The organism is Dactylosporangium sp. NPDC000521, assembly GCF_042898305.1.
In the GTDB taxonomy this organism is placed as follows: Bacteria; Actinomycetota; Actinomycetes; order Mycobacteriales; family Micromonosporaceae; genus Dactylosporangium.
On sequence record NZ_JBIAYW010000022.1, the window covers coordinates 84,468 to 104,906 of the forward strand.

General features: G+C 72.8%; 19 protein-coding genes. 1 reads left to right on the forward strand and 18 read right to left on the reverse strand.

Going from position 1 to position 20,439, the window contains the following annotated elements:
- Positions 1 to 7: 7 nt before the first annotated feature.
- From ACFY3L_RS44115 to ACFY3L_RS44150, 8 genes are all read right to left on the reverse strand, one after another.
- Entirely contained in the window at positions 8 to 1,090 is a 1,083-nt protein-coding gene (locus ACFY3L_RS44115) for an amidohydrolase family protein (RefSeq protein ID WP_389339041.1), read from the reverse strand.
- 29 nt (positions 1,091 to 1,119) lie between these two features.
- Positions 1,120 to 2,085: a Gfo/Idh/MocA family protein gene (locus ACFY3L_RS44120; protein WP_389339043.1), complete on the reverse strand. Its 966-nt coding sequence runs from the start codon at positions 2,083 to 2,085 to the stop codon at positions 1,120 to 1,122.
- An 11-nt stretch (positions 2,086 to 2,096) separates the two neighbouring features.
- Positions 2,097 to 2,858, reverse strand: a complete 762-nt coding sequence (locus ACFY3L_RS44125; protein ID WP_360563141.1) for an SDR family oxidoreductase — start codon at positions 2,856 to 2,858, stop codon at positions 2,097 to 2,099.
- Positions 2,855 to 3,823: a phosphotriesterase gene (locus ACFY3L_RS44130; protein ID WP_389339045.1), complete on the reverse strand. Its 969-nt coding sequence runs from the start codon at positions 3,821 to 3,823 to the stop codon at positions 2,855 to 2,857. The genes ACFY3L_RS44125 and ACFY3L_RS44130 overlap by 4 nt, the downstream gene beginning before the upstream one ends.
- Complete coding sequence (locus ACFY3L_RS44135; RefSeq protein WP_360563144.1) at positions 3,820 to 4,698, reverse strand: carbohydrate ABC transporter permease; 879 nt, start codon at positions 4,696 to 4,698, stop codon at positions 3,820 to 3,822. Before ACFY3L_RS44135 ends, ACFY3L_RS44130 begins: the two co-directional genes overlap by 4 nt.
- Positions 4,695 to 5,621: a carbohydrate ABC transporter permease gene (locus ACFY3L_RS44140; protein ID WP_389339047.1), complete on the reverse strand. Its 927-nt coding sequence runs from the start codon at positions 5,619 to 5,621 to the stop codon at positions 4,695 to 4,697. The genes ACFY3L_RS44135 and ACFY3L_RS44140 overlap by 4 nt, the downstream gene beginning before the upstream one ends.
- Before the next feature lies 1 nt (position 5,622).
- Positions 5,623 to 6,816, reverse strand: coding sequence for an ABC transporter substrate-binding protein (locus ACFY3L_RS44145; protein ID WP_360563148.1), 1,194 nt, complete (start codon positions 6,814 to 6,816; stop codon positions 5,623 to 5,625).
- A 314-nt stretch (positions 6,817 to 7,130) separates the two neighbouring features.
- Positions 7,131 to 7,268, reverse strand: a complete 138-nt coding sequence (locus ACFY3L_RS44150) for a hypothetical protein (protein WP_389339161.1) — start codon at positions 7,266 to 7,268, stop codon at positions 7,131 to 7,133.
- A 301-nt stretch (positions 7,269 to 7,569) separates the two neighbouring features.
- Here ACFY3L_RS44150 and ACFY3L_RS44155 point away from each other — a divergent pair, with 301 nt between their 5' ends.
- Positions 7,570 to 8,190, forward strand: a complete 621-nt coding sequence (locus ACFY3L_RS44155; protein ID WP_360563174.1) for a cupin domain-containing protein — start codon at positions 7,570 to 7,572, stop codon at positions 8,188 to 8,190.
- Positions 8,191 to 8,268: 78 nt separating this feature from the next.
- Here ACFY3L_RS44155 and ACFY3L_RS44160 read toward each other — a convergent pair whose 3' ends face one another.
- The 10 genes from ACFY3L_RS44160 to ACFY3L_RS44205 are packed head-to-tail and all read right to left on the reverse strand — an operon-like array spanning position 8,269 to position 20,436.
- Positions 8,269 to 9,285 carry an alpha/beta hydrolase family protein gene (locus ACFY3L_RS44160; protein ID WP_389339050.1) on the reverse strand — a complete coding sequence of 339 codons (1,017 nt, stop codon included), beginning with the start codon at positions 9,283 to 9,285 and terminating at the stop codon, positions 8,269 to 8,271.
- Positions 9,282 to 10,301: an LLM class flavin-dependent oxidoreductase gene (locus ACFY3L_RS44165; RefSeq protein ID WP_389339052.1), complete on the reverse strand. Its 1,020-nt coding sequence runs from the start codon at positions 10,299 to 10,301 to the stop codon at positions 9,282 to 9,284. Before ACFY3L_RS44165 ends, ACFY3L_RS44160 begins: the two co-directional genes overlap by 4 nt.
- Positions 10,298 to 10,621, reverse strand: coding sequence for a TIGR04076 family protein (locus ACFY3L_RS44170; protein WP_360563178.1), 324 nt, complete (start codon positions 10,619 to 10,621; stop codon positions 10,298 to 10,300). Before ACFY3L_RS44170 ends, ACFY3L_RS44165 begins: the two co-directional genes overlap by 4 nt.
- A gap of 3 nt (positions 10,622 to 10,624) precedes the next feature.
- Positions 10,625 to 11,599, reverse strand: a complete 975-nt coding sequence (locus ACFY3L_RS44175) for a zinc-binding dehydrogenase (RefSeq protein ID WP_389339054.1) — start codon at positions 11,597 to 11,599, stop codon at positions 10,625 to 10,627.
- On the reverse strand, positions 11,596 to 11,976 hold the full coding sequence (locus ACFY3L_RS44180; protein WP_389339056.1) for a nuclear transport factor 2 family protein: 381 nt from the start codon (positions 11,974 to 11,976) through the stop codon (positions 11,596 to 11,598). The genes ACFY3L_RS44175 and ACFY3L_RS44180 overlap by 4 nt, the downstream gene beginning before the upstream one ends.
- Positions 11,973 to 13,190 carry an amidohydrolase family protein gene (locus ACFY3L_RS44185; RefSeq protein ID WP_389339058.1) on the reverse strand — a complete coding sequence of 406 codons (1,218 nt, stop codon included), beginning with the start codon at positions 13,188 to 13,190 and terminating at the stop codon, positions 11,973 to 11,975. The genes ACFY3L_RS44180 and ACFY3L_RS44185 overlap by 4 nt, the downstream gene beginning before the upstream one ends.
- Positions 13,187 to 14,845 carry a hydantoinase B/oxoprolinase family protein gene (locus ACFY3L_RS44190; protein ID WP_389339060.1) on the reverse strand — a complete coding sequence of 553 codons (1,659 nt, stop codon included), beginning with the start codon at positions 14,843 to 14,845 and terminating at the stop codon, positions 13,187 to 13,189. The genes ACFY3L_RS44185 and ACFY3L_RS44190 overlap by 4 nt, the downstream gene beginning before the upstream one ends.
- Positions 14,838 to 16,502 (reverse strand): hydantoinase B/oxoprolinase family protein, encoded by a 1,665-nt coding sequence (locus tag ACFY3L_RS44195; protein ID WP_389339062.1) that lies wholly within the window; start codon positions 16,500 to 16,502, stop codon positions 14,838 to 14,840. Before ACFY3L_RS44195 ends, ACFY3L_RS44190 begins: the two co-directional genes overlap by 8 nt.
- Positions 16,499 to 18,535 carry a hydantoinase/oxoprolinase family protein gene (locus ACFY3L_RS44200; protein WP_389339064.1) on the reverse strand — a complete coding sequence of 679 codons (2,037 nt, stop codon included), beginning with the start codon at positions 18,533 to 18,535 and terminating at the stop codon, positions 16,499 to 16,501. Before ACFY3L_RS44200 ends, ACFY3L_RS44195 begins: the two co-directional genes overlap by 4 nt.
- Complete coding sequence (locus ACFY3L_RS44205; RefSeq protein ID WP_389339066.1) at positions 18,532 to 20,436, reverse strand: dipeptide ABC transporter ATP-binding protein; 1,905 nt, start codon at positions 20,434 to 20,436, stop codon at positions 18,532 to 18,534. The genes ACFY3L_RS44200 and ACFY3L_RS44205 overlap by 4 nt, the downstream gene beginning before the upstream one ends.
- Between the last annotated feature and the right edge of the window lie 3 nt (positions 20,437 to 20,439).

Genomic DNA, 20,439 nt, shown 5'->3' on the forward strand with positions numbered 1-20,439 from the left:
TGCCCTTTCAGATTGGTTCGGCGCGGTACACGATCTCGCCGGCCCGGACAGTCAGCACGGCCGCGACGGCCGGGGCCGGGTCTTCGGTCACCCGCAAAACCGCGACGTCGGCCGGTGCACCGGCGCGGAGGGTCCCGACGCCGGCGCCGTCCAGCCCGGCGACCCGGGCCGGCGCCACCGTCGTGCGGCGGACCACCTCGGGCAGGGCGACGCCGAGCCCGAGGAACTTCGCCATCACGTCCGGCAGGCCGCCGACGATGTCGCGGGAGTAGGTGTGCAGGTCGGAGCTGATCGTGTCGGGCAGGAACCCGGCGCCGACCGCGGCCCGGGCCTGCTCCAGGTCGAAGCCGCACATGCCGTGCCCGACGTCGAAGAGCACGCCGCGCTGCCGGGCCTCGGAGACCAGGTCGACGACCCGGCCGTGCTCGGTGTACGGGGTGCCGGACAAGCCGGTGAAGCAATGAGTGAGGACGTCGCCGGGGCCGAGCCGGGCCAGGATGTCGGCCAGAGACGCCGGCGGCGGCCCGAGGTGCACCATCAGCGGCAGCCCCTCGGCGTCGGCGACCTCGCGAGCCCGGTCCAGGGCGACGACGCCGTTGTCGCCGGCGACATCGGCGGACGCCCGGACCTTCACGCCGATGATCCGTTCCCGGTGTTCGGCGATCGCCGCGCGGCAGGCGGCGGGGTCGACGTACGGGAGGGTCTTCAGCTCTCCGGAGAGCAGGATGCTCGTGGCACCGACGGTGGAGATGTTGATGAACGCGCCGATCCGGGTGCGGGCCTGTTCGACCGTACCGCGGACGAACGCCCCGAACAGGTGCGCGCCGGCGCTGCCGGTGTCCACCATGGTCGTGACCCCGCTGGGCGGGCCGACCACGTCCGGATCGACACCGAGGTCCTGGCCGACGAAGACGTGCGTGTGCAGGTCGACCAGGCCAGGCGTCACCACCAGCCCCGACACGTCCACGACCCGGTCCGCCGCGCCGGCGGTGCCGGCGATCCGCCCGTCGCGCATGACGACGTCCCCTGGGGCCAGGGTGCCGGTCTCGGGGTCGCAGACCAGGCCGCCGCGGAGCACGAACCCGTTCATGCCATCACCTCCGCTGCGCTCCGGACCGCTCATGACAGCCTCACCGGCTGCCCGGTGCGGGCCGACTCGGCCGCGGCGGCGGCGCAGACCACGGCCAGCCGCCCGTCCTCGGCGGCCGGGACGGCGGGCTCCGGCCCGGCGCAGGCCGCCATGAACGCCGAGAGCTGCCGGCGCAGCCAGTCGTCGCCGGCGTACGACTCGGCCCGCTCTCCCGCCGTGGACGACACGGCGAGCGTGCCGCCCTGCTCGATCCGCAGCTGCCCGGCGCTGCCCTGCACGACGGTCAACGACCGGGGGCCGGCCACGTGCGTGCGACCGAACGACAGCGCGATCCCGGCGACCGCCCCGGACGCGAACGTCCCGGTGATCGCGGCCGCCGACTCGGCCTCCCCGGCCAGGCCGGTGGTGCGGCAGGTCAGCTCGGCCAGGGGCCCGCCGACCAGCCACGGCAGCCGGTCGAAGCAGTGGTGCGCCTGCAGCTGCAGGATCCCGCCGCCGCGGCCGGCGTCCCAGTACCAGGACGGCGTGTCGGGCGTCGCCTCGACGATCACGTCGGTGACCGACAGCGGCTCCCCGATCACGCCGTCGGCGACCAGCCTTCGGGCCGCGAGCCACTCGGCCCGGAACCGGTAGCTGAACCCGACCATGAGCACGATGCCGGCCGCGTCCCGGGCCGCGATGATCCGGTCCGCCTCGGCGACGGTGTTGCACAGCGGCTTGTCGATCAGGACGTGGACGCCGCTTGCCGCCGCCTCGACGCAGGCGTCGGCGTGGCCGTCGTGGGGCAGCCCGAGGTAGACGGCGTCGACCGCGCCGGAGTCGAGCAGTTCGGGGAAGCCGGCGAACGGGATGCCGCCCGACCGGTCGGTCAGCGCGGCGGCGCGTCCGGGAACCGGGTCGGCGACGGCGGTGACTCGCACCCCGGGCAGCCCTTCGGCGGTCGCCGCCACCTTGGCGCCCATGATCCCGGCGCCGACGATGCCAAGCCTGATCACGACGTCGCTCCTCACATGCCCAGCAGCTCGCCGCCGTCGACGACGATGTCGCCGAGCAGGATGTGGGAGCTCTCCGCGGAGAGCAGGAAGCGCACCACGGCGGCGACCTCGCTGCCGCGGGCGACCCGGCCGGCCGGGATCCGGGGGCGGAACGCCAGGAGGCTGCCGTCGGCCAGGTCGTCGACGGAGGCGTGGTCGCTGGCGAGCTGCCGCATCATCTCCGTGTCCGTCGGCCCGGGCGAGACGGTGTTGACCCGGACCCCGCTGCCAGCGACCTCCAAGGCGAGGACCCGCAGCGACTGGCGCAGGGCGGCCTTGGACGCCGCGTAGGCGGCCTGCCGCATCCGGGGCATCCGCGCGGCGACGGACGCGACCGCCACGATGGACCCGCTCCCGCGGGCGGCCATGCCGGCGGCGTAGCGGCGGGCCACGTCGAAGCAGCCGATGGTGTTGACCCGGAGGATGCGCTCGAAGTCGGCAACGGTGACGTCGAGGGTGGGTGAACTGTCGAAGACCCCGGCGGCGATCGCGACCTTGTCCGCCTCGGCGGTCTCGTCGACCAGGTCCTGTACCGACTTCTCATCGGTGATGTCGACGTGGCGGGCAGTCGCCTCGACGCCCTGCAACCGCAGCGTAGCCGCGACGCGTTCGACGAGGGCGGCGTCGATGTCGGCGAGGACCAGCCGGTCGCCGGGGCAGGCGCGGGCGAGGTCCTCGCCGATCGCCTGCCCGATGCCTCGACCCGCGCCGACCACGACTGCCGTTGTGCTCATGGTTGTTCTCCAGGTTCTGTGGCGGGCGCCGCCGCAAACGCGAACGCCCGGGCGGGGTTTGCGACCGTCATGCGGTGGATGTCCTCCTCGGACACTCCCCGGTCGCGCAGCATGGGCAGGAAGGTCTCGATCACGTTGGCGTAGCCCGGTCCGCCGTACGCGGCGAGCTGGCCCAGCTCGCAGATGTCGTTGGACAGCATCAGCTGCCCGGCCAGTCCCATGGCACACAGCTCGGCGACGTTGTCGGCCCGGAACGACAGGGGCGCGTAACCCTGCACGAAGGCCAGGTTGTCGATGTTGAGCCAGGCGCCCCGTTCGGCGATCGGCAGCCACCACTTCGTCCCGCGCCGGTCGCCCAGGTGCGACACGATGACGCGGGCCGGGTCGACCCGCTCCTCGGCGAGCAGGTCGAGCTGCTCGAGGGCCAGCTCGCCCCAGTGGGTGGTGTGGGTCATGATCGGGCAGCCGGTGCGGCGGTGGGCCCGGCCGGCGGCGCGGAACACCCGCTCCTGGTGCGGGGTGATGTGGCCGCGCTCGGTGCCGATCTCGCCGATGAAGCCGGGGCGGATGCCGCTGCCGTCGACGCCGTCGGTGATCTCGGCGACGAGGCGGTCGGCGAGGGCTTCGGTGCTGTCGGTGGTGATGTAGCCGGGGTAGACGACCTCGCGATACCAGCCGGCGCCCATCACGATGTTGACGCCGCTGGCCTCGCTGATCCGGCGCAGGGCCTGCGGGTCGCGCTTGAGCCCGATGTTCGTCGGGTCGCAGATCGTCCGGCCGCCGGCCGCGGCGAACCGGCGGACCTCCTCGACGGCGATCTCCTCGTCGTCGAGGATCGCTTCGTACAGCTGGCGCAGTCCCCACCCGTCGACCAGCACGTGGTCGTGGGTGAGGGTGTTGCCCATGTCCTCGGGCTCGATCGGCCCGAGGACGGTCATGACCTTCCCGGCAAGACTTTCGATCATTTCACACTCCCTGCGGCGAGACCTGCCACGATGTACCGCTGAAACGCCAGAGCGATGAGCACCGGCGGGACGACCGTGAACATGGTGGCCGCGGCCAGCGTCGTCCAGGAGAACTGCTGGAGGTTCTGCAGGCCGGCCACGACCGGCGGCACTGTGAGGGCGTTGGTGAGCACCAGCGAGTAGAAGAACTCGCTCCACGCCTCCAGGAAGACCAGCAGGCCGGCGGCGATCAGCCCGGGCCGGGCGATCGGGGTGACGACCACCAGCAGGCAGCGCAACCGGGACGCGCCGTCGACCTCGGCGGCCTCCTCCAGCTCCTTGGGTACGCTGTCGAAGTACGTCTTGAGCAGCCAGATCGCCAACGGCAGCGTGAACGCGTTGTAGCTGATGATCAGGGCGAGCGACGTGTTGAGCAGCCCGAGCTGCCGGAACGCGACGAAGAACGGCAGCACGATCGCGATGGCCGGCACCACCCGGGAAGCGAGCAGCAGCAGGTACGCAAGGCGCGAGCCGCGGAACTCGTACCGCGAGAACGCGTACCCGGCGGCACCGGCGATGACCAGGTTGCTGGCGACCACGGCGACGCCGACGACCAGGCTCCGGGCGATCGCCGGCATCAGCCGGGCGACCGCGTCGGTGCTCGAGACGATCCCGCCGTCCTGCCCGGTGGAGAACGGCGCGCTGTTGCCGGTGAAGATGGCGACATAGTTGGCCAGCGTGGGGTCGTGCGGCCACCAGTGGAACGGCTTGGCGCCGATCTCCGACGGGCCCATGAAGCTGCTCAGCACGGTGAAGTACAGCGGGAACAGGATCCAGACGAGGAACAGCGCGAACCCGAGGTAGATCCCAGCCGAGGCGAGCCGTGAACGCTTCACTCGACGCCCTCCGTGATGGTGCTCGAGCGGTACAGCAGCTTGACGAACACGAACCCGAGGACGAGCGCGATGCCGCCGAGGACGACGGCGGTGGCCGAGCCGAGGCCGGTGTTCGTGTAGACGAATAGCTGCTGGTACAGGTAGATCGACAGGACCGAGGTGGCGTCGCCGGGGCCGCCCTGGGTCAGCGCCCAGATCGTGTCGAACTGCATGAACCCGAAGATCGTGTTGATGATGACCACGACGACGATGACCGGCCGCAGCCAGGGCAGGGTCAGGCGGCGCAGCCGCTGCCAGGCGTTGGCTCCGTCGACCATCGCGGCCTCCGGCAACTCCCGCGGGATCGTCTGCAGCCCGGCCAGAAACAGCAGCCCGGTGAACGACGCCTGCCGCCAGGCCCCGGCGAGAATCGCGACGATGAGGGCGCCGGTGCTGTCCGACAGCGGCGCCACGCCGTCCAGGCCGAGGGCCAGGAGGACGCCGTTGAGCGCGCCCACCTCACCGTCGACGAACCATTTCCAGATCATGCCGACCATCACCCACGGGCAGGCCCACGGGACGATGAGCAGGCTGCGGGCCAGCCACTGGCCGCGGAAGCCGGTGTTGAGCAGCAGCGCGAACCCGAGCCCCAGCAGGGTGGAGACGAGCAGGAAGCCGACCGCGTAGAGCACCGTTGTGGTGAGCGCGTGCCGGAACTGCTCGTCGGCGAACAGCGTCTGGAAGTTCGCGAACCCCGCCCACCGCGCCTCGCCGGCGAAGCTGACCCGCTGCAGCGAGTAGATCGTCGTGCGGATCGCCGGCCAGGCGACCAGTCCCAGCACGAACACCAGCGCCGGGGTGGCGAGGACCAGCCCGAACCGGGCGTCGGCCCGGGCCCGCGGCGACGTGCGCCGCCGCGGGGCCGGGGCCATCGTCTCGGCCATGCTAGCTGCCCGCGGCGGCGAGGTTCTTGGCGTCCGCGGCGAGCCCGACGACGGTGTCCTTGACGCCGGCCTGGCCGAGCAGCATCGCCTGGAGCCGGTCGCCGACCTTGACCTGGAACGAGGCGTACCACGGGGCGACCCGCGCCGGGACCACGTCGCTCTGGTTGGCGAAGGCGTCCTCCAGCTTCGGCATGTCGTAGTAGTCCGGGAACGCGGCCAGGAAGTCCTTGTCCTTGAACAGCCCCGGGTACGGGCCGAGCAGCGCCGCCGCCTTCGCCCAGGACGTGAACGTGGAGTACTTGCCGGCCTCGTCCTTCCAGCCGTAGAACTTCAGCAGCTTCCAGGCCTCCTCGGCCCGCGCGCCGCCCGCCGTGGCCCCGATCTGGATGACCTCACCGATCTGCAGCGTCTTGCCGGCCGTGCCGGGGTGGCGATACAGCATCGTGACGTTCTTCGACTCCGGACCGTCGGCCGTGCGCACGATCTGCAGGAAGTAGTGGTGCAACTCGAAGAACGTGGAGTTGCCCTGTGCCATCGCGGTGACGTGCGCGCCCGGGTCGGCGGTGAGCACCTCCTTGGACGTCAGTCCCTCCTGGTACATCGCCTTCCACCACTCCATGACGCCGAGCGTCTTGGCGTCGTCGGCGAAGACCGGGGCACCCTTGGCGTCGAACGGCGTGATCCCGTCGGCCAGCAGGTAGACGAGGAAGTACTCCTCAAGGAACTGCTTGGTCCAGTAGCCCGCGTACGGGCTGGCCACCCCGGCGGCCTTGAGCTTCTTGCACTGCTCGTACACCTCCTCCTTCGTGGTCGGAGGTGCGCTGATGCCGTGTTTCTGTAGGTGGCTCTGGTTGTACATGAGACTGTGCACCGCGGAGAAGTACGGGACGCTGATGATCCGGCCGTCCGCGAGCCGGTGCCGGGCCGCCGACGCGGGGAACATGTCGTTGAGCATGTCCTCGACGCCGGCGAACTTGTTGAGCGTTCCGGCCCAGCCCGCGTCGACGTACTTGGTCGAGGCGTAGGCGAAGTTGTAGAAGGCGTCGATCGCCTGGCCGCCCTGCAGCCGCGTCTGCAGGGCCGGGCCGTAGCCGACGTTCGGGATGAGGGACAGATCCACGCCCACGCCGGACTGGTCCTTGAAGGACGACAGCAGGGTGCGGATCTGATCCGGGTACGCCTCCCAGGCGGTCATCGACAGCGTCCCGGGAGTGTCGTTGGTCTTCGGAGTGGACGCACCGCCGCACGCAGCGAACAGCGACGCCGTGGGAACGGTCAGGCCCGCCGCAAGCGCGCCGCGCAGCAGGCTCCGACGAGAGATCGACGTGCTGGTGGAGAACAAACCCGGGATTGGGCGCCGCTCATCCATGTGACCCTCCGGCCGGCCAGATGGTTCATATACATGAACCTAAGTTCTGAGATGAGCATTCGTACCAGGTCAGTGAGGCGCAAGCAAGAGACGCTTCATCGAGTTGGGGTCGGACGGGTCCCGGATCCGGACCGCGCCATTCACGCCGAGTGCCGCAACACGCCCTGCCCGTCACCTGCCGACGTGCCACGGACCGCCTGATCGAACTGCTGGCCCGGCGCGCCGGCGGCGACCCGGACGCGATCGGGCGCCCGCCCGGCGTGGTCGGTCTGTGCCACGCTCGAGCAGCAGCTCTTCAACGTCGCGGTAGGACAGCCCGTAGCGCAGGTACCAGCGGACCGCCACCACGATCACCTCAGGCGGAACCGGAACCCAGCAGACGCCGAACGCGCTGGCAGGGCAGGGCCTCGCTGAGCTCGACGCTTCACCATTCAAGCGTGCCTCGATCATGCGAACCGCCAACGCAACAGCACCCCGCCAACTGTGGCGCGGATGACCGAGGATCAAGGACTTTCGGGGGTGCTCACCAACGGGCCAAGTTCGATAGGATTGAACAAGTTTCCGCAGGAGGTTCGTAGGGTGCGCACGACGGCAAGGCAGGACCGCGTCGAGAGCAACGGGCAGGCGCTGGTCGGTGCACGGATGCGCCAGTTCCGCAAGGAGCGCGGGCTCACGCTGCGGGGCCTCGCCACCCAGTCCGGCCTGTCCATCGGGTTCCTCTCCCAGGTCGAGCGGGGCATCTCGGCGATCGGCCTGACCGCCCTCAACGGCGTCGCCGCGGCTCTGGACCGCCCGGTCGCCGAGTTCTTCCACGAGGAGGACCAGGCGGCACCGCCGCCGGCGCCGACCGACGACCTGCCGGACCATTTCACGTTGACCCGCGCCCAGAACGGCGCGACGGAGTACGTCTCCGGCCAGACCACCTACCGCATGCTCTCCGACCGCGGCCCGCACCTGGTGCTCGAGCCCATGGTCGTGCACATCGCCCCCGGCGGGCGCCGCGAGGAGGCCTACGGCCACGCCGGCGAGGAGTTCGCCTACGTGGTGTCGGGCGAACTGCTCTACGAGGTCAACGGCATCGAGCATCGGCTCTTCCCGGGCGACAGCCTGCACCTGCGCTCCAGCACCCCGCACCGGCTCTACAACGACACGGACGGGGTCACCACCGTGGTCTCGGTGGTGACCCCGCGCCTGTTCTGAAGATCGTTGTTCACTCTCACGTCAAAATCTTGTTGACCGCTTCCATGGTGGCCGTCCAGGCCGGCGTGCGCGGGTCGATCACGTCGAAATGGTCGCCGGCCAGCTCGAGCCGGACCACCCGGTCGCCGGCGGCCAGCGCGGCCCGGGCGTAGCGGCGGGACATGTCGACGAGATCCAGGCCGTCGGCCCGGCCCTGCACCACGACCACCGGCACCCCCAGCGGCAGCCGCAGCAGCGGGTCCGCCGCCGCCAGCGCGGCCTCGTCGCCGCCAGCGCGGCCTCGTCGCCGCACAGCGCCGCGGCGACCGCCCCGGTGCCGATCGCGCGCCGCTGCCCCTCGGTCAGGTCGAGCACGCCCGCCTGCGATACGACCACCGAGACCGCCCCGGGCGCGTCGGCCGCCGCCCGCACCGCGAGCTGCCCGCCGGCCGAATGACCGAACAGCACCAGCCGCGACGGGTCGACCCGGGCATCGGCGCGGCCCGCGAAGGCCAGGCCTGCGGCCACGTCGGCCGTCGTGGCCGCCCAGCCGTGGCGGTCCGGGCGCCGGTACTCGAGGTTCCACGCCGCGAAGCCACGCTCCGCCAGGTCGATCGCCATCGCGTCCATGAGGTCGGCGCCCCAGACCGAGCGCCAGAAGCCGCCGTGCAGCAGCACGGCGACGGGCGCCGGGCCGGTGCCGGCGGGCAGCCGCAGCTCGCCCCACTGCTCCGCGTCCGGACCGTAGGCGATGCGCCGGGCCGGGTGCTGCAGCCGGTGCACGGCCCGCCGGACGGCCCAGGTGACACCCCAGATCTCGCGGCCCTGATGGTGCTCCGACCCGGCCGCGACGGGCTGCGGGCCGGTCGCGGTCAGGTCGAGCCACACCGTGCGCGGGGCGTGCCGGCCTGGCGCCGTCATCAGCCGCCGGGCCGGCGCCGTGGGCCCGGGCAGCGCGACGACGGCGCCGGTCGCGCCCGAAAGCGCCGTCCCGAGGTCCGTTGCCTCGCGGACGGCGCCGTCCACGCCGAGCCCGGCGAACTCGGCCGCGGCCAGCTCGCGCACCAGGTCGAGGTCGGCGACCACGTCCGGGCCCACGATCACGTCGACGTTCACGCCGCCTCCCGTCGCAGCAGGGGCAGCACCACGCCGCCTAGCAGGTCCACGCCCCCGTCGTCGGTCAGCCCGTGCGGTGTGCCGAACTCCACCCGCCCGACGCCGGCGTCGATCAGCGTCTGCGCCTGGGCCGCGACCTGCTCCGGTGTGCCGGAGAACGCGAACAGGTCGAGCACGTCGTCGGGCACGAGCCGACCGGCGGCCTCGTGCTCGCCCCGGTCGACCAGCTCGGCGACCCGGCGGACGAGATCCGCCGGCACGCCCGCGGTCGGGTCGAGCTCGGCGACCACCGCGAGGTACATCGCGACCTCGGTGCGGGCCTTGGCCCGGGCGGCGGCGCCGTCGCGGTCGACCACGGTCACCGCGCCGAGCACGATCCGCACGTCGGTCACGGACCGGCCGGCCGGTTCGGCGCCCGCCCGTAGCCGCTCGCGCACCACTCCGATCATCGCCGGGTTGGCGCTGCCGCCGACCTTGATCTCGGCGCCGATCCGGCCGGCGAGCGCTGCGCCCTGCGCACCCCACGCACCGATCAGCAGTGGCGGGTCGGGGCGCTGGACCGGGTAGCGCAGGGCGATGCCCGGCGCGAGCCGGAACACCCGGCCGTCGAAGCCGTCGGTCCGGCCGCCGAGCAGGCGGTAGACGACCTCGGCCGCCTCGCCGAGCGCGGCGATCGGGCGGGGCTGATCGATCCCGACCGCGCCGAGCCAGGTGCCCCGGGCCAGCCCGAGGTAGGCCCGGCCGGCCGAGGCGAGGTCGAGCGCGGCGACCTGCCCGGCGATCTCGTAGGGGGCCATCGAGTACGGGTTGAGGCAGGCGGCGCCGAGCCGCACCCGAGAGGTGGCGCCGGCCATCTCCAGCAGCGGGAAGATCGGCGGCTGGAACATGAGATCGCCGAAGACGGTCAGCACGTCGAACCCGTGCGCCTCGGCCGCCCGGGCGAGGCGGGCGTAATCGCCGGGCCGCTTGTCGCTCTGTATGCCCAGCCCGATTTCGGCCCGCGCCGGGGCGCTCACGTGAGATCCGCCGATCGCATCCCGCGCCGGCGGGTGCGCTCGACCCGCATCACCAGGCGCTCCTCCGGATCGGGGCAGCAGAACAGGGTGTCGCGCTCCAGCCAGTCGCCGGCCGGCAGCGCGCGCTGCTTGGCCGCCAGGAACGGCAGGACGGCCGCCAGGGCGTACACGCAGAAATGCTTGCCGTCGGGCAGCCGCAGGTGGGCGCTGCGCTCCAGCTCGAAGCAGTCACCGACCGCCATCCCGCAGACGGAGCGGCCCTCGATGTGGTCGACGGTGACCCTGAGGTCGTAGATCTCCATGTCGTTGTCTTCGGACATTCCTCACCCTCCGATCCGGACGACGATCTTGCCGGTGGTACGCCCGGCGGCCAGGTCCTGCAGCGCCGCGGGCGCCCCTTCGAGCGGCTCGACCCGGTTGACCGGCGGCCGGACGGCGCCCGAGGCGCACAGGGCGAACAGCGCCTCGTAGGCGGCGGCGACCTCGTCCGGTCGCCGCCAGGGGTAGGCCGATCCCCACGAGAGGCCGACGAGGGTGGCGTTGCGGGCGACGAGGCGCATCGGGTCGACGGCCGGCGGCGGTCCGGCCGCGGCGCCGACGGCGACGATGCGGCCCTCGAAGGCGAGACAGTCCAGCGAGCGGGCGAACACGTCGCCGCCGACGGGGTCGACCACCACGTCGACGCCCGCGCCACCGGTCGCGGCGGCGACGGCCTTGGGGAAGTCCTCGGTGTGGTAGTCGATCGCGACGTCGGCGCCGTTGGCGCGGCACGCCTCGGTCTTCGCCGGGCCGCCGGCGGTGCAGATCACCCGCGCGCCGCGGGCGACGGCGAGTTGGGTGGCCGCGACGCCGACCCCGCCGGCCCCGGCGTGCACGAGCACGGTGTCCCCTGTGGACACTCCGGCCCGCTCCAGGGCGAACCACGCGGTCTGGTACGTCACCGGGATCCCCGCGCCGGTCACCGGGTCGAGCCCGGCGGGACGCGGCACGAGCAGGCCGGCGTCGACGGTGACGGTCTCGCCGAGGGCGCCGTGCGGCAGCGCCGGGCACCCGATCACCTCGCGGCCGGCGTCGGGCCCGGTCAGGACCCGCCCGCTGAACTCGACCCCCGGCGTGACCGGAGGTTCCGGGCGCACCGGGTAGGTACCGCGGCAGAGCATCACGTCGAGGAAGTTGAGGCCGACCGCCTCGACCGCGACGGTCACGCGGCCCGGGCCGGGCTCCGGGTCGTCCGGCACGTCGGCGACGGCGAGCACGTCGAGCGGCTCGCCGTCGCGGTGGGCGACGAGGCGCTTCACGGCTGCACCAGCTCCGCGTGGTGGTGGACGATCCGCCAGCCGTCGCCGGTGCGGCGCAGCACGTCGGTGACGCGGGTGACGGACGCCTCGTCCTCGCCGCGGCAGTACAGCTCGTAGCGGGCCACGCCGGTGTCGCCCCACACGTCGATGCGCTTCGCGCGGGCGACCATCTCGGCCAGCACCGGACGCCGGCCACCGGCGTCGCGGCTGTCGCGGTACTCGTCGAGCTCGGCCCGGGTGCGCAGCGGACCCGGCAGATGCGTCTCCCAGGTGGTGACATCCGCGTCGAGGTGGGCGTCGAAGCGGGCCCGGTCGCCGGCGAGGAACGCGGCGTACATGTCGTCGATCGCGGCGGCGATCTCCGCACCCGCCGTCACGGCCGCACCCCGGCCCGGTCGTCGCGCACCACGGCGCCTCCCTTCATCACCCAGCGCACGCCCCGGAACGCCGAGGTGTCCGCGGACGGGTCCTGGTCCATCGCGATGAGGTCGGCGAACTTGCCCGGTTCGACCGTCCCCAGGTCCTGCTCGGCCCGCAGCCAGCGCACGGGCCCGAGCGTGCCGGCGTGGAGCGCTTGCCCCGGCCCGATGACGGCCGACATGTGCTCCAGCTCGCGCACGGTGGCGTTGGTGCCCTCGAACGACCAGAACGGCGGCATGTCGCTGCCCAGCAGCACCTCCACCCCGGCGGCGACGGCCATCGCGAAGCTCTCCAGGTGCCGGTCGCCCGCGCCCAGCGACCGCTGCTGCATCCACTCCGGGACGCCCAGCTCGTCGAAGAACGCCTTGCACCGGGTGACGAGCAGGGTCGGCACCAGGGCCGTGCCGCGCTCGGCCATGAGCGCGGCCAGTTCCGCGGTCAGCTCGTAGCCGTGCTCGACGCAGTCGAGGCCCAGTTCGACCGCCTCGGTGATGACCGGCGCCGGGCCGGCATGGGCGGTGACCCGCCGGCCCCAGTCGTGCGCGGTCTTCAGCACCGCCGCCAGCTCGTCGGGGTGCAGCTGGCGTGTGTCGATCGACTCGTGCCGGCCGGCGATGCCGCCGGAGATCATCACCTTGATCAGGTCGGCGCCGGCCTTGACCTGCTCGCGGACCCCGCGCCGGAAGCCGTCGGCGCCGTCGCACTCGAGGGTGTCGCTGCTCTCGTGGCCGTGGCCGCCGGTGCACACCAGGGCGCGCCCGGCGGTGAAGATCCGCGGCCCGGGCGTGCGGCCGGCCTCGATCGACCGGCGCAGCGCGAAGTCGGCGTGGTCCTTCTCGGCGACGCACCGGACCGTCGTCACTCCACAGTGGAGGGTACGGCGGGCGCCGTCGGCCATGTAGAGCGCGAGCTCGTGCGGGCCCATCTGCTTGAGCCGGTCACCGGCCGCGCCCGGCAGGGTGAGCGACAGGTGGGTGTGCATGTTGGCCAGGCCCGGGGTGAGCCAGGCGCCGTCGAGGTCGATGCGGGCCGGATCGCCGTCGATCTCGGCCAGCACCCGCTCGCGCGGGCCGACGGCGGCGATCCGTTCGCCGATCACCCAGACGGCGGCGTCCTCGACCGGCTGGATCCGACCGTCGACGACCGTGCAGTTCTCCAGCAGCAGGCTCATGGTTCCACTCCGTAGATCGTGCGGGCGGCGTCGGCGGAGACGTAGCCGTCGGCCACGTCCTCGCGAACCGCCTCCGGATCGCGCAGCGCGGGGTCGCCGTGTCCCCCGCCGCCGGCGGTCAGCACCGTCACCCGGTCGCCGGCCGCAACGGCCGTGCGCTTGGTGCTGACGGCGCGCTCCCGGGCCGTGCCGGGGAACACCAGGATTCGGTTCGCCTCCGGGGCCGCGCCGCCGTCGCTCGCCCAGGGCGGGGACTTGGTCTTTTTGATGACCGACAGGAACTCGCCCGGGGTCACGAACCGGATGTCCCGGCGCAGCCCGGGTCCGCCACGGAACCGTCCGGCCCCGCCCGAGTCGGTGCGGATCTCCATCCGCTCGAAGAACATGCCGGTCTTCGCCTCCAGCACCTCGACCGGCGTGATGCGGGCCTGGGTCTGGCACGGGTGGTTGGCCGGCCCGATGCCGTCGTGCCCGGGCGCCCCGCCCCAGCCGACCGGCTCGTTGTTGGAGACCGCGAACAGCGATCCGGTGTCCGGGTGGACGCCGACCATCATGAACCCGGGCACGTCGCCGCCCGACGAGGCCGGCAGCCGGCCGCCCATGCCCTGCGCCAGCGCCTTGTAGATCAGCTCCAGCGCGACGGTGCCGGTCCACTGGGTGAACGTCGCGGCCGGGTAGACGGCGTGGAAGAGCGTGCCCGGCTCGGCGCGCACGATCAGCGGCGCGAAGTGGCCGGAGTTCGTCTGCTCGGTCGGCGTGGTGATCGCCTTGAACGCCACCCGGCAGGTGGCGATCGTCGCGCCGAGGGGCAGGTTGACCGGGCCCGTCACGGCCGGCGACGAGCCGGCGAAGTCGACGGTGAACGTGCCGCCGGCGATCGTCACGGTGACCCGCATCAGGATCGGGTCGTCGGTGATCCCGTCGTCGTCGAGCCAGTCCTCGGCCGTCCACGAGCCCTGGGGCAGGGCGTCGACGGCCTCCCGGGCGGACCGCTCGGCGGCGGCGACGACGGTGTCGACCACCGCGGCCACCGTTTCCCGGCCGTAGGTACCGAACAGCTCGGCGACCCGCCGCTCGCCGGTGCGCAGGCACGCCACCTGGGCATGCAGGTCGCCGAGCACCGCGTCGGGCATGCGCGAGTTGAAGCGGATCAGCTCGTGAATCTCCCGGACCGGCTCACCGCCCGCGAATACGCGGGTGCCCGGGAACAGCAGGCCCTCCTGGTGTACGTCGGTGGAGTCGAGCACGTAGCCGGGGTCCTTGGCGCCGAGGTCCATCCAGTGGGCCCGGACGCAGAGGAAGGCCACAAGCGCGTCGTCGACGAACACGGGCGCGAACAGCGTCGCGTCGTAGGCGTGCGCGGCGTTCCAGTACGGGTAGTTGAGCAGCACGATGTCGCCCGGCCGCAGCGTGTCCCGGCCGACGTACTCCACGCCCTTGCGGATCGAGTAGTCGTTGGCGCCGAGGAAGCGCGACAGGCCCGTCGACTCGGCGATCAGGCGCAGGCCGGCGTCGTAGATCGAGATGCCGAAGTCGTGGACCTCGTAGATGACCGGATTGAACGCGGTGCGCACGAGCGCGGCGCGCATCTCCTCGGCCGCGGCCACAAGGTAGCTGCGCACCACCTCGGCGGTGGCGCCGTCGACCTCAGGCATCCTCGACCCCGTAGACCTCGCGGGCCTGCTCAGCCGACACATACCCCTCGGCCACGTCCTCGCGCACCAGCTCCGGGTCGCGCTCGCGCGGGTCGCCGTGCCCGCCGCCACCGGCGGTCAGTAGCGTGACCCGGTCCCCAACGGCGACGACGGTGCGCTTGGTGCTGACCGACTGCTCCCGGTCGGTACCCGGGAAGATGATCACCCGGTTCGCCTCCGGGGACCGTCCGCCGGAAAGCGCCCACGGCCGGGCCTTGGTCTTCTTGATGACCGACAGGAACTCCCCCGGCGTGACGAACCGGATGTCGCGGTGCAGGCCCGCCCCGCCGCGGAACCGGCCGGCCCCGCCTGAGTCGGTGCGGATCTCCATCCGCTCGAAGAACATGCCGGTCTTCGCCTCCAGCACCTCGATCGGCGTGATCCGCCCGGTGCTGCCGGAGACGTGGGTGGCGGCGTTCATGCCGTCGTGGTGCGGCGTGCCGCCCCAGCCCACGGGCTCGTTGTTGGACACCGCGAACAGCGCGCCGGTGTCGGGGTGGATGCCGACCATCATGAACCCGGGCACGTCGCCGCCCGACGAGGCCGGCAGCCGGTCGGGCATGCCCTGAGCGAGCGCCTTGAGGATCAGCTCGACCGCGACGATGCCGGTCCAGAGCGTGAACGTCGGCTGCGGGTAGACGGCGTGGAACAGCGTGCCGGGCTCCGCCTTCACCACCAGCGGCGCGACGGTGCCGGCGTTGGAGGGCTGGTCGGCCGACGTCAGCGACTTGAGGATGACCTTGCAGATCGCCTCGGTCGCGCCGTAGGGCATGTTGACCGGCCCGGCCACGGCCGGCGACGACCCGGCGAAGTCGACCGTGAACGTGCCGTCGGCGATCGTGACGGTCACCTTCATGTTGATCGGCTCGTCGGTGATGCCGTCGTCGTCGAGCACGTCCTCGGCGGTCCAGGAGCCTTGCGGCAGCGCGGTCAGGGCCGAGCGGGTGCGGGCGGCGCCGTCGGCGATCATCCGCTCGATCGTCGCCTCGACGGTCGGCCGGCCGAACTTCTCGACGATCTCCAGCAGCCGGCGCTCGCCGGTGCGCAGCGCGGCGATCTGGGCGTGCAGGTCGCCCATCACCTCGTCGGGCATGCGCGAGTTGAACCGGATCAGCTCGTGGATCTCGCGGACCGGCTCGCCGCGCGACACCACCTTGGTGCCCGGGAAGAGGATGCCTTCCTGGTGTACGTCGGTGGAGTCGAGCACGTAGCCGGGGTCCTTGGCGCCGAGGTCCATCCAGTGCGCGCGGACGCAGAGGAAGCCCAGCAGCGGTCCGCCGGGCTCGAACACCGGGGCGAACAGCGTCGCGTCGTAGGCGTGCGCGGCGTTCCAGTACGGGTAGTTGAGCAGCACGACGTCGCCCGGGTGCAGATTCTCCCGCCCGACGTACTCCACGCCCTTGCGCAGCGAGAAGTCGTTGGCGCCGAGGAAGAACGTCAGGCCGGTCGCCTCGGCCACCAGCCGCAGGTCGGCGTCGTACAGCGAGAGCCCGAAGTCGTGGACCTCGTAGATGACCGGGTTGAACGAGGTGCGGATGAGCGTCGCCCGCATCTCCTCGGCCGCGGCGAGCAGGTAGGAGCGCACGACCTCGGCGGTGGCACCATCCAAAGTGCTCATGCCGCACGCACCAGCAGGTAGCCGTGCGCGTCGACCGACACCCGCTGGCCCGAGGGGACCACCGTCGTGGACGTGCCCTCGTCGACCAGCGCCGGGCCGTCGAACGCGTCGCCCGGCGCGAGCAGCGCCCGGTCGTAGACGTCGAACGGCACGACCGCGCGGGCGCCGAAGTCGAACGCGTCCCGCCGCCCGAGCAGGGCCCGGGCGGGGTTGCCGTCGCCCGGCGGCGGCTCGACCAGTGTCGGGCTCGCCGTGCGGCCCACCGCACGCAGGCGCAGGTTCAGGATCTGCAGGCGGTTGGCCATCGCGTGGCCGTACCGGGCGGAGTGCAGCTCCTGGAAGGCGGCCCGCGCGCCGTCGGGGTCGAGGGTGTCGCGCCCGATCGTGACCGTGAGGCTGTGCTCCTGCCCGAGGTAGCGCAGCTCCAGCTGGCGCTGCAGGACCGCCAGCTGCGCGGGCACGCCCTGCGCGCTGAGCGAGGCCAGCGCCTCGGCCTCGACCTCGGCGAAGGTCGCCTCGACCGCCGCCGGCTCGACCTCGTCGAGCGGGGTCATCAGGGTACGGCTGAAGTTGTCCTCGATGTCGGCGCTGAGCATGCCCCACGCCGAGAAGCCCGACGGCGCGAACGGCACGATGACCTCCGCGATGCCCATCTCCCGGGCGAGCAGCGGCGCCAGCAGCGGCCCGGCGCCGCCGAAGGCGAGCAGCGAGAACTGCCGCGGGTCGCGGCCACGCTCGACGGTGATCTGCCGGACCGCGCCGACGGTGCGCGCGAGCAGCACGTCGAAGATGCCCGCGGCCGCCGCCTCGACCGGCAGCCCGAGCGGCGCGGCCACCTGCTCGTCGAGGGCCTTGCGGGCTGCGTCGGCCTGCAGCCCCATCGCGCCGCCGAGGAACCGGTCCGGGTCCACGTAGCCGAGCGCGACGGCCGCGTCGGTGACGGTTGGGCGGGTGCCGCCGCGGCCGTAGCAGACCGGGCCCGGGTCGGCGCCCGCGCTCTGCGGGCCGACCTTGAGCAGGCCCCGGTCGAGCCAGGCGATCGAGCCGCCGCCGGCGCCGATGGTGCGGATGTCGTACGTCGGGATCAGCAGCGGGAAGTGCTCCAGCTGCGCCTCGTGGGCGGCGACCGCGCTGCCCTGCTCGATGACGCACGCGTCGAGCGAGGTGCCCCCGATGTCGAAGGTGAGGAGGCTGTCGCGGCCCAGCGCGCCAGCGAGGTACGCGGCGCCGACGATGCCGCCGGCCGGTCCGCTGAGGACGGTGTGGGTCGGCGAGCGCTTGGCCGCCTCGCTGGTCATCGATCCGCCGCCGGAGCGCATGATGAGGAAGCGCCCGGCGAAGCCGCCGTCGGCCAGGCCCTGCTCCAGCTCGTCGACGTAGCGTTCGAAGATCGGGCGGATGTATGCCTCCAGCACGGTGGTGCTGGTGCGCTCGTACTCGCGGTACTCGCGGGCGATGTCGGTCGACAGCGAGAGGCTGACGTCGGGGTACCGCTCCCGGATGAGGGCCGCCGCGGCGCGCTCCTGCGACGGGTCGAGGAACGCGTGCAGGAAGCAGATGGCGATCGACCGCACGCCCTGGACCTCGACCAGCTCGCGGGCGGCGGCCAGCACCGAGTCGGCGTCGAGGTCCTCGACCACGCGGCCCTTGTAGTCCAGCCGTCCCTTCACCCCCGCCGTGTGCCGGCGTTTCACCAGGCTCGGCGGGCGCTCGTACTGGAAGTCGTACATGTGGTCGGACGGGACGTTGCCGCGCCCGATCAGGAACACGTCCCGGAAGCCCTCGTTGGTGATGATGCCGGTCGCCGCGCCGCGGCGCTCCAGCACCGCGTTGAGGCCCAGCGTCGTACCGTGGATGAACAGCTCCACATCGGACAGATCCGTGCCGAGCGCGGCCACCGCGGCGAGCACGCCGTCGGCCGGGCGGGCCGGGGTTGTCGACGCCTTGCGGAACCGCACCTGGTTGGTCCGGGTGTCCAGCTCCATCGCGTCGACGAACGTACCGCCGATGTCGACGGCCAGCCTGAGGCTCACACCAACTCCCCAATCTCCGGCACCCGCCAGCAGGCGGCCCGGCTCTCCCCGTACTGCTGCAACTGCTGGTCCTCGCCCCGGCACCGGTCGGTGACGAACGGGCACCGGGCCGCAAGCGCGCACCCGGCCGTCGCGTCGGCCTCCTCCAGGTCGCGGACCAGGGCTGTGCCGGGCGAGAGGCCGCGCGACAGCAACGCCCGCGTGTAGGGGTGCCGCGGCCGCGCGAAGACCTCCTCGACCGGCCCCTCCTCGACGATCCGGCCGAGATAGAGCACGACGACCCGGTCGGCGAACCCGCGGACGGTGGCAAGGTCGTGCGAGATGAACACCGAGCCGTGCGAGCGGTCCGCGGCGACCTCGTCGATCACCGCGAGGATCTGCGCCTGCACGGTGACGTCCAGCGCCGACGTCGGCTCGTCGAAGACGATCAGGTCCGGCTCGGCGACGAGCGCGCGGGCGATGCCGACCCGCTGCGCCTGGCCGCCGCTCAGCTCGTGCGGCCGGCGGGCGAGGATCGAGCGGTCCAGCTCCATCCGGTCGAGCACGGCGGCCGCCCGGCCGGCCCGCTCGGCCGCGGGGAGACCGAGCGCACGCAGCGGCTCGCCGATCGCGTCCTCGACGGTCCGGCGCGGGCTGAGCGAGCCGATCGGGTCCTGGAAGACGAGCGAACTGCGGGCCGCCGTGACGCTGCCGCGGGTCGGCTTGGCAAGCCCCACGATGAGCCGGGCGAGGGTGGACTTGCCGCACCCGCTCTCGCCGACGACGCCGATCCGCTCGCCCTTGGCGACGGTGAGGCTGACCCCGCGCAGCGCGTGGTGCCCACCCCGGCCGAACCGGCTCTTGTACACCATGTGCGCGTCGTCCACGACGAGCACGGGCTCGGCGTCCGCGGTCGTGGCGGCCCGCCGGGCCGGGGTGCCGACCGTGACGTCGGCCGCCTGCCCCGCCTCGGCGGCGTCGTGCAGCGGGTGGAAGCAGGCCGCCGTCCAGCGCCGGCCCTGCTGCGCCGGTTGCGGCTGGGAGGTCCGGCAGTCGTCCTCGGCGTGCGCGCAGCGCGGCGCGAACGGGCACGCGGCCGGGGCCTCGCGCAGCAGCGGCATCGCGCCCGGCGTCACCACCACGGGCCGGCCATCGAGGTCGGGCACCGAGCGCAGCAGTGCCCGGGTGTACGGGTGCGCCGGCGCGGTCAGCACCTGCCGGGCCGGGCCGGTCTCGACGACGGTGCCGGCGTAGAGGACCACAATGCGGTCGCACACGGCCGCGATCGCGTTGATGTCGTGGGAGATCAGCAGCACGCCGCGGCCGTCGGTGTCGGCGGCGTGGCGGAACTGCCGCAGGATCTCGGCGGTCAGCGTGACGTCGAGGCCCGTGGTCGGCTCGTCGGCGATGAGCAGGCGCGGCGCACACCCGGTGGCGAGCGAGATCATCACCCGCTGGGCCATGCCGCCGGACAGCTCGTGCGGGTAGGCACCGAGGCGGCGGCGGGCGCTGCGGATGCCGACCGCCTCGAACAGCTCCAGCGCCGCCCCGCGGGCCCGCTCGCCGTCCATGTCCTGATGGGTCCGGAGCCGGTCGACCAGCTGCCGCCCCGCGGTCCGGGTCGGGCTGAGCGCGCCGCGCGGGTTCTGGAAGCACATCGCGGCGCCGTGGCCGCGGTGGTGGGCCAGCCGCTCGGCGGACATGGTCAGCACATCGACGCCCTCGAAGCCGACCCGGCCGGTCGCCACCGAGCCGGTGGGCAGCATGCCGACGATCGCCCGGCCGACCATGCTCTTGCCGCCGCCGCTCTCCCCGACCAGCCCGACGACCTCGCCGGCGTCGACGGTGAACGAGACGTCGCTGAGCGCGGCGACGCGGCCGCCGATGACGACGGAGAGATTGTCGATCGAAAGCAGGCTCACGTG

Excerpts from the sequence above, each read along its gene's own strand:
- ACFY3L_RS44145 (WP_360563148.1), bottom strand. The coding sequence starts at position 6,816 with ATGACCGCCTGGGAGGCGTACCCGGATCAGATCCGCACCCTGCTGTCG.
- ACFY3L_RS44185 (WP_389339058.1), bottom strand. The coding sequence starts at position 13,190 with ATGAGCCTGCTGCTGGAGAACTGCACGGTCGTCGACGGTCGGATCCAG.
- ACFY3L_RS44140 (WP_389339047.1), bottom strand. The coding sequence starts at position 5,621 with ATGGCCGAGACGATGGCCCCGGCCCCGCGGCGGCGCACGTCGCCGCGG.
- ACFY3L_RS44130 (WP_389339045.1), bottom strand. The coding sequence starts at position 3,823 with ATGATCGAAAGTCTTGCCGGGAAGGTCATGACCGTCCTCGGGCCGATC.
- ACFY3L_RS44195 (WP_389339062.1), bottom strand. The coding sequence starts at position 16,502 with ATGAGCACTTTGGATGGTGCCACCGCCGAGGTCGTGCGCTCCTACCTG.
- ACFY3L_RS44190 (WP_389339060.1), bottom strand. The coding sequence starts at position 14,845 with ATGCCTGAGGTCGACGGCGCCACCGCCGAGGTGGTGCGCAGCTACCTT.
- ACFY3L_RS44115 (WP_389339041.1), bottom strand. The coding sequence starts at position 1,090 with ATGAACGGGTTCGTGCTCCGCGGCGGCCTGGTCTGCGACCCCGAGACC.
- ACFY3L_RS44170 (WP_360563178.1), bottom strand. The coding sequence starts at position 10,621 with ATGTCCGAAGACAACGACATGGAGATCTACGACCTCAGGGTCACCGTC.
- ACFY3L_RS44125 (WP_360563141.1), bottom strand. The coding sequence starts at position 2,858 with ATGAGCACAACGGCAGTCGTGGTCGGCGCGGGTCGAGGCATCGGGCAG.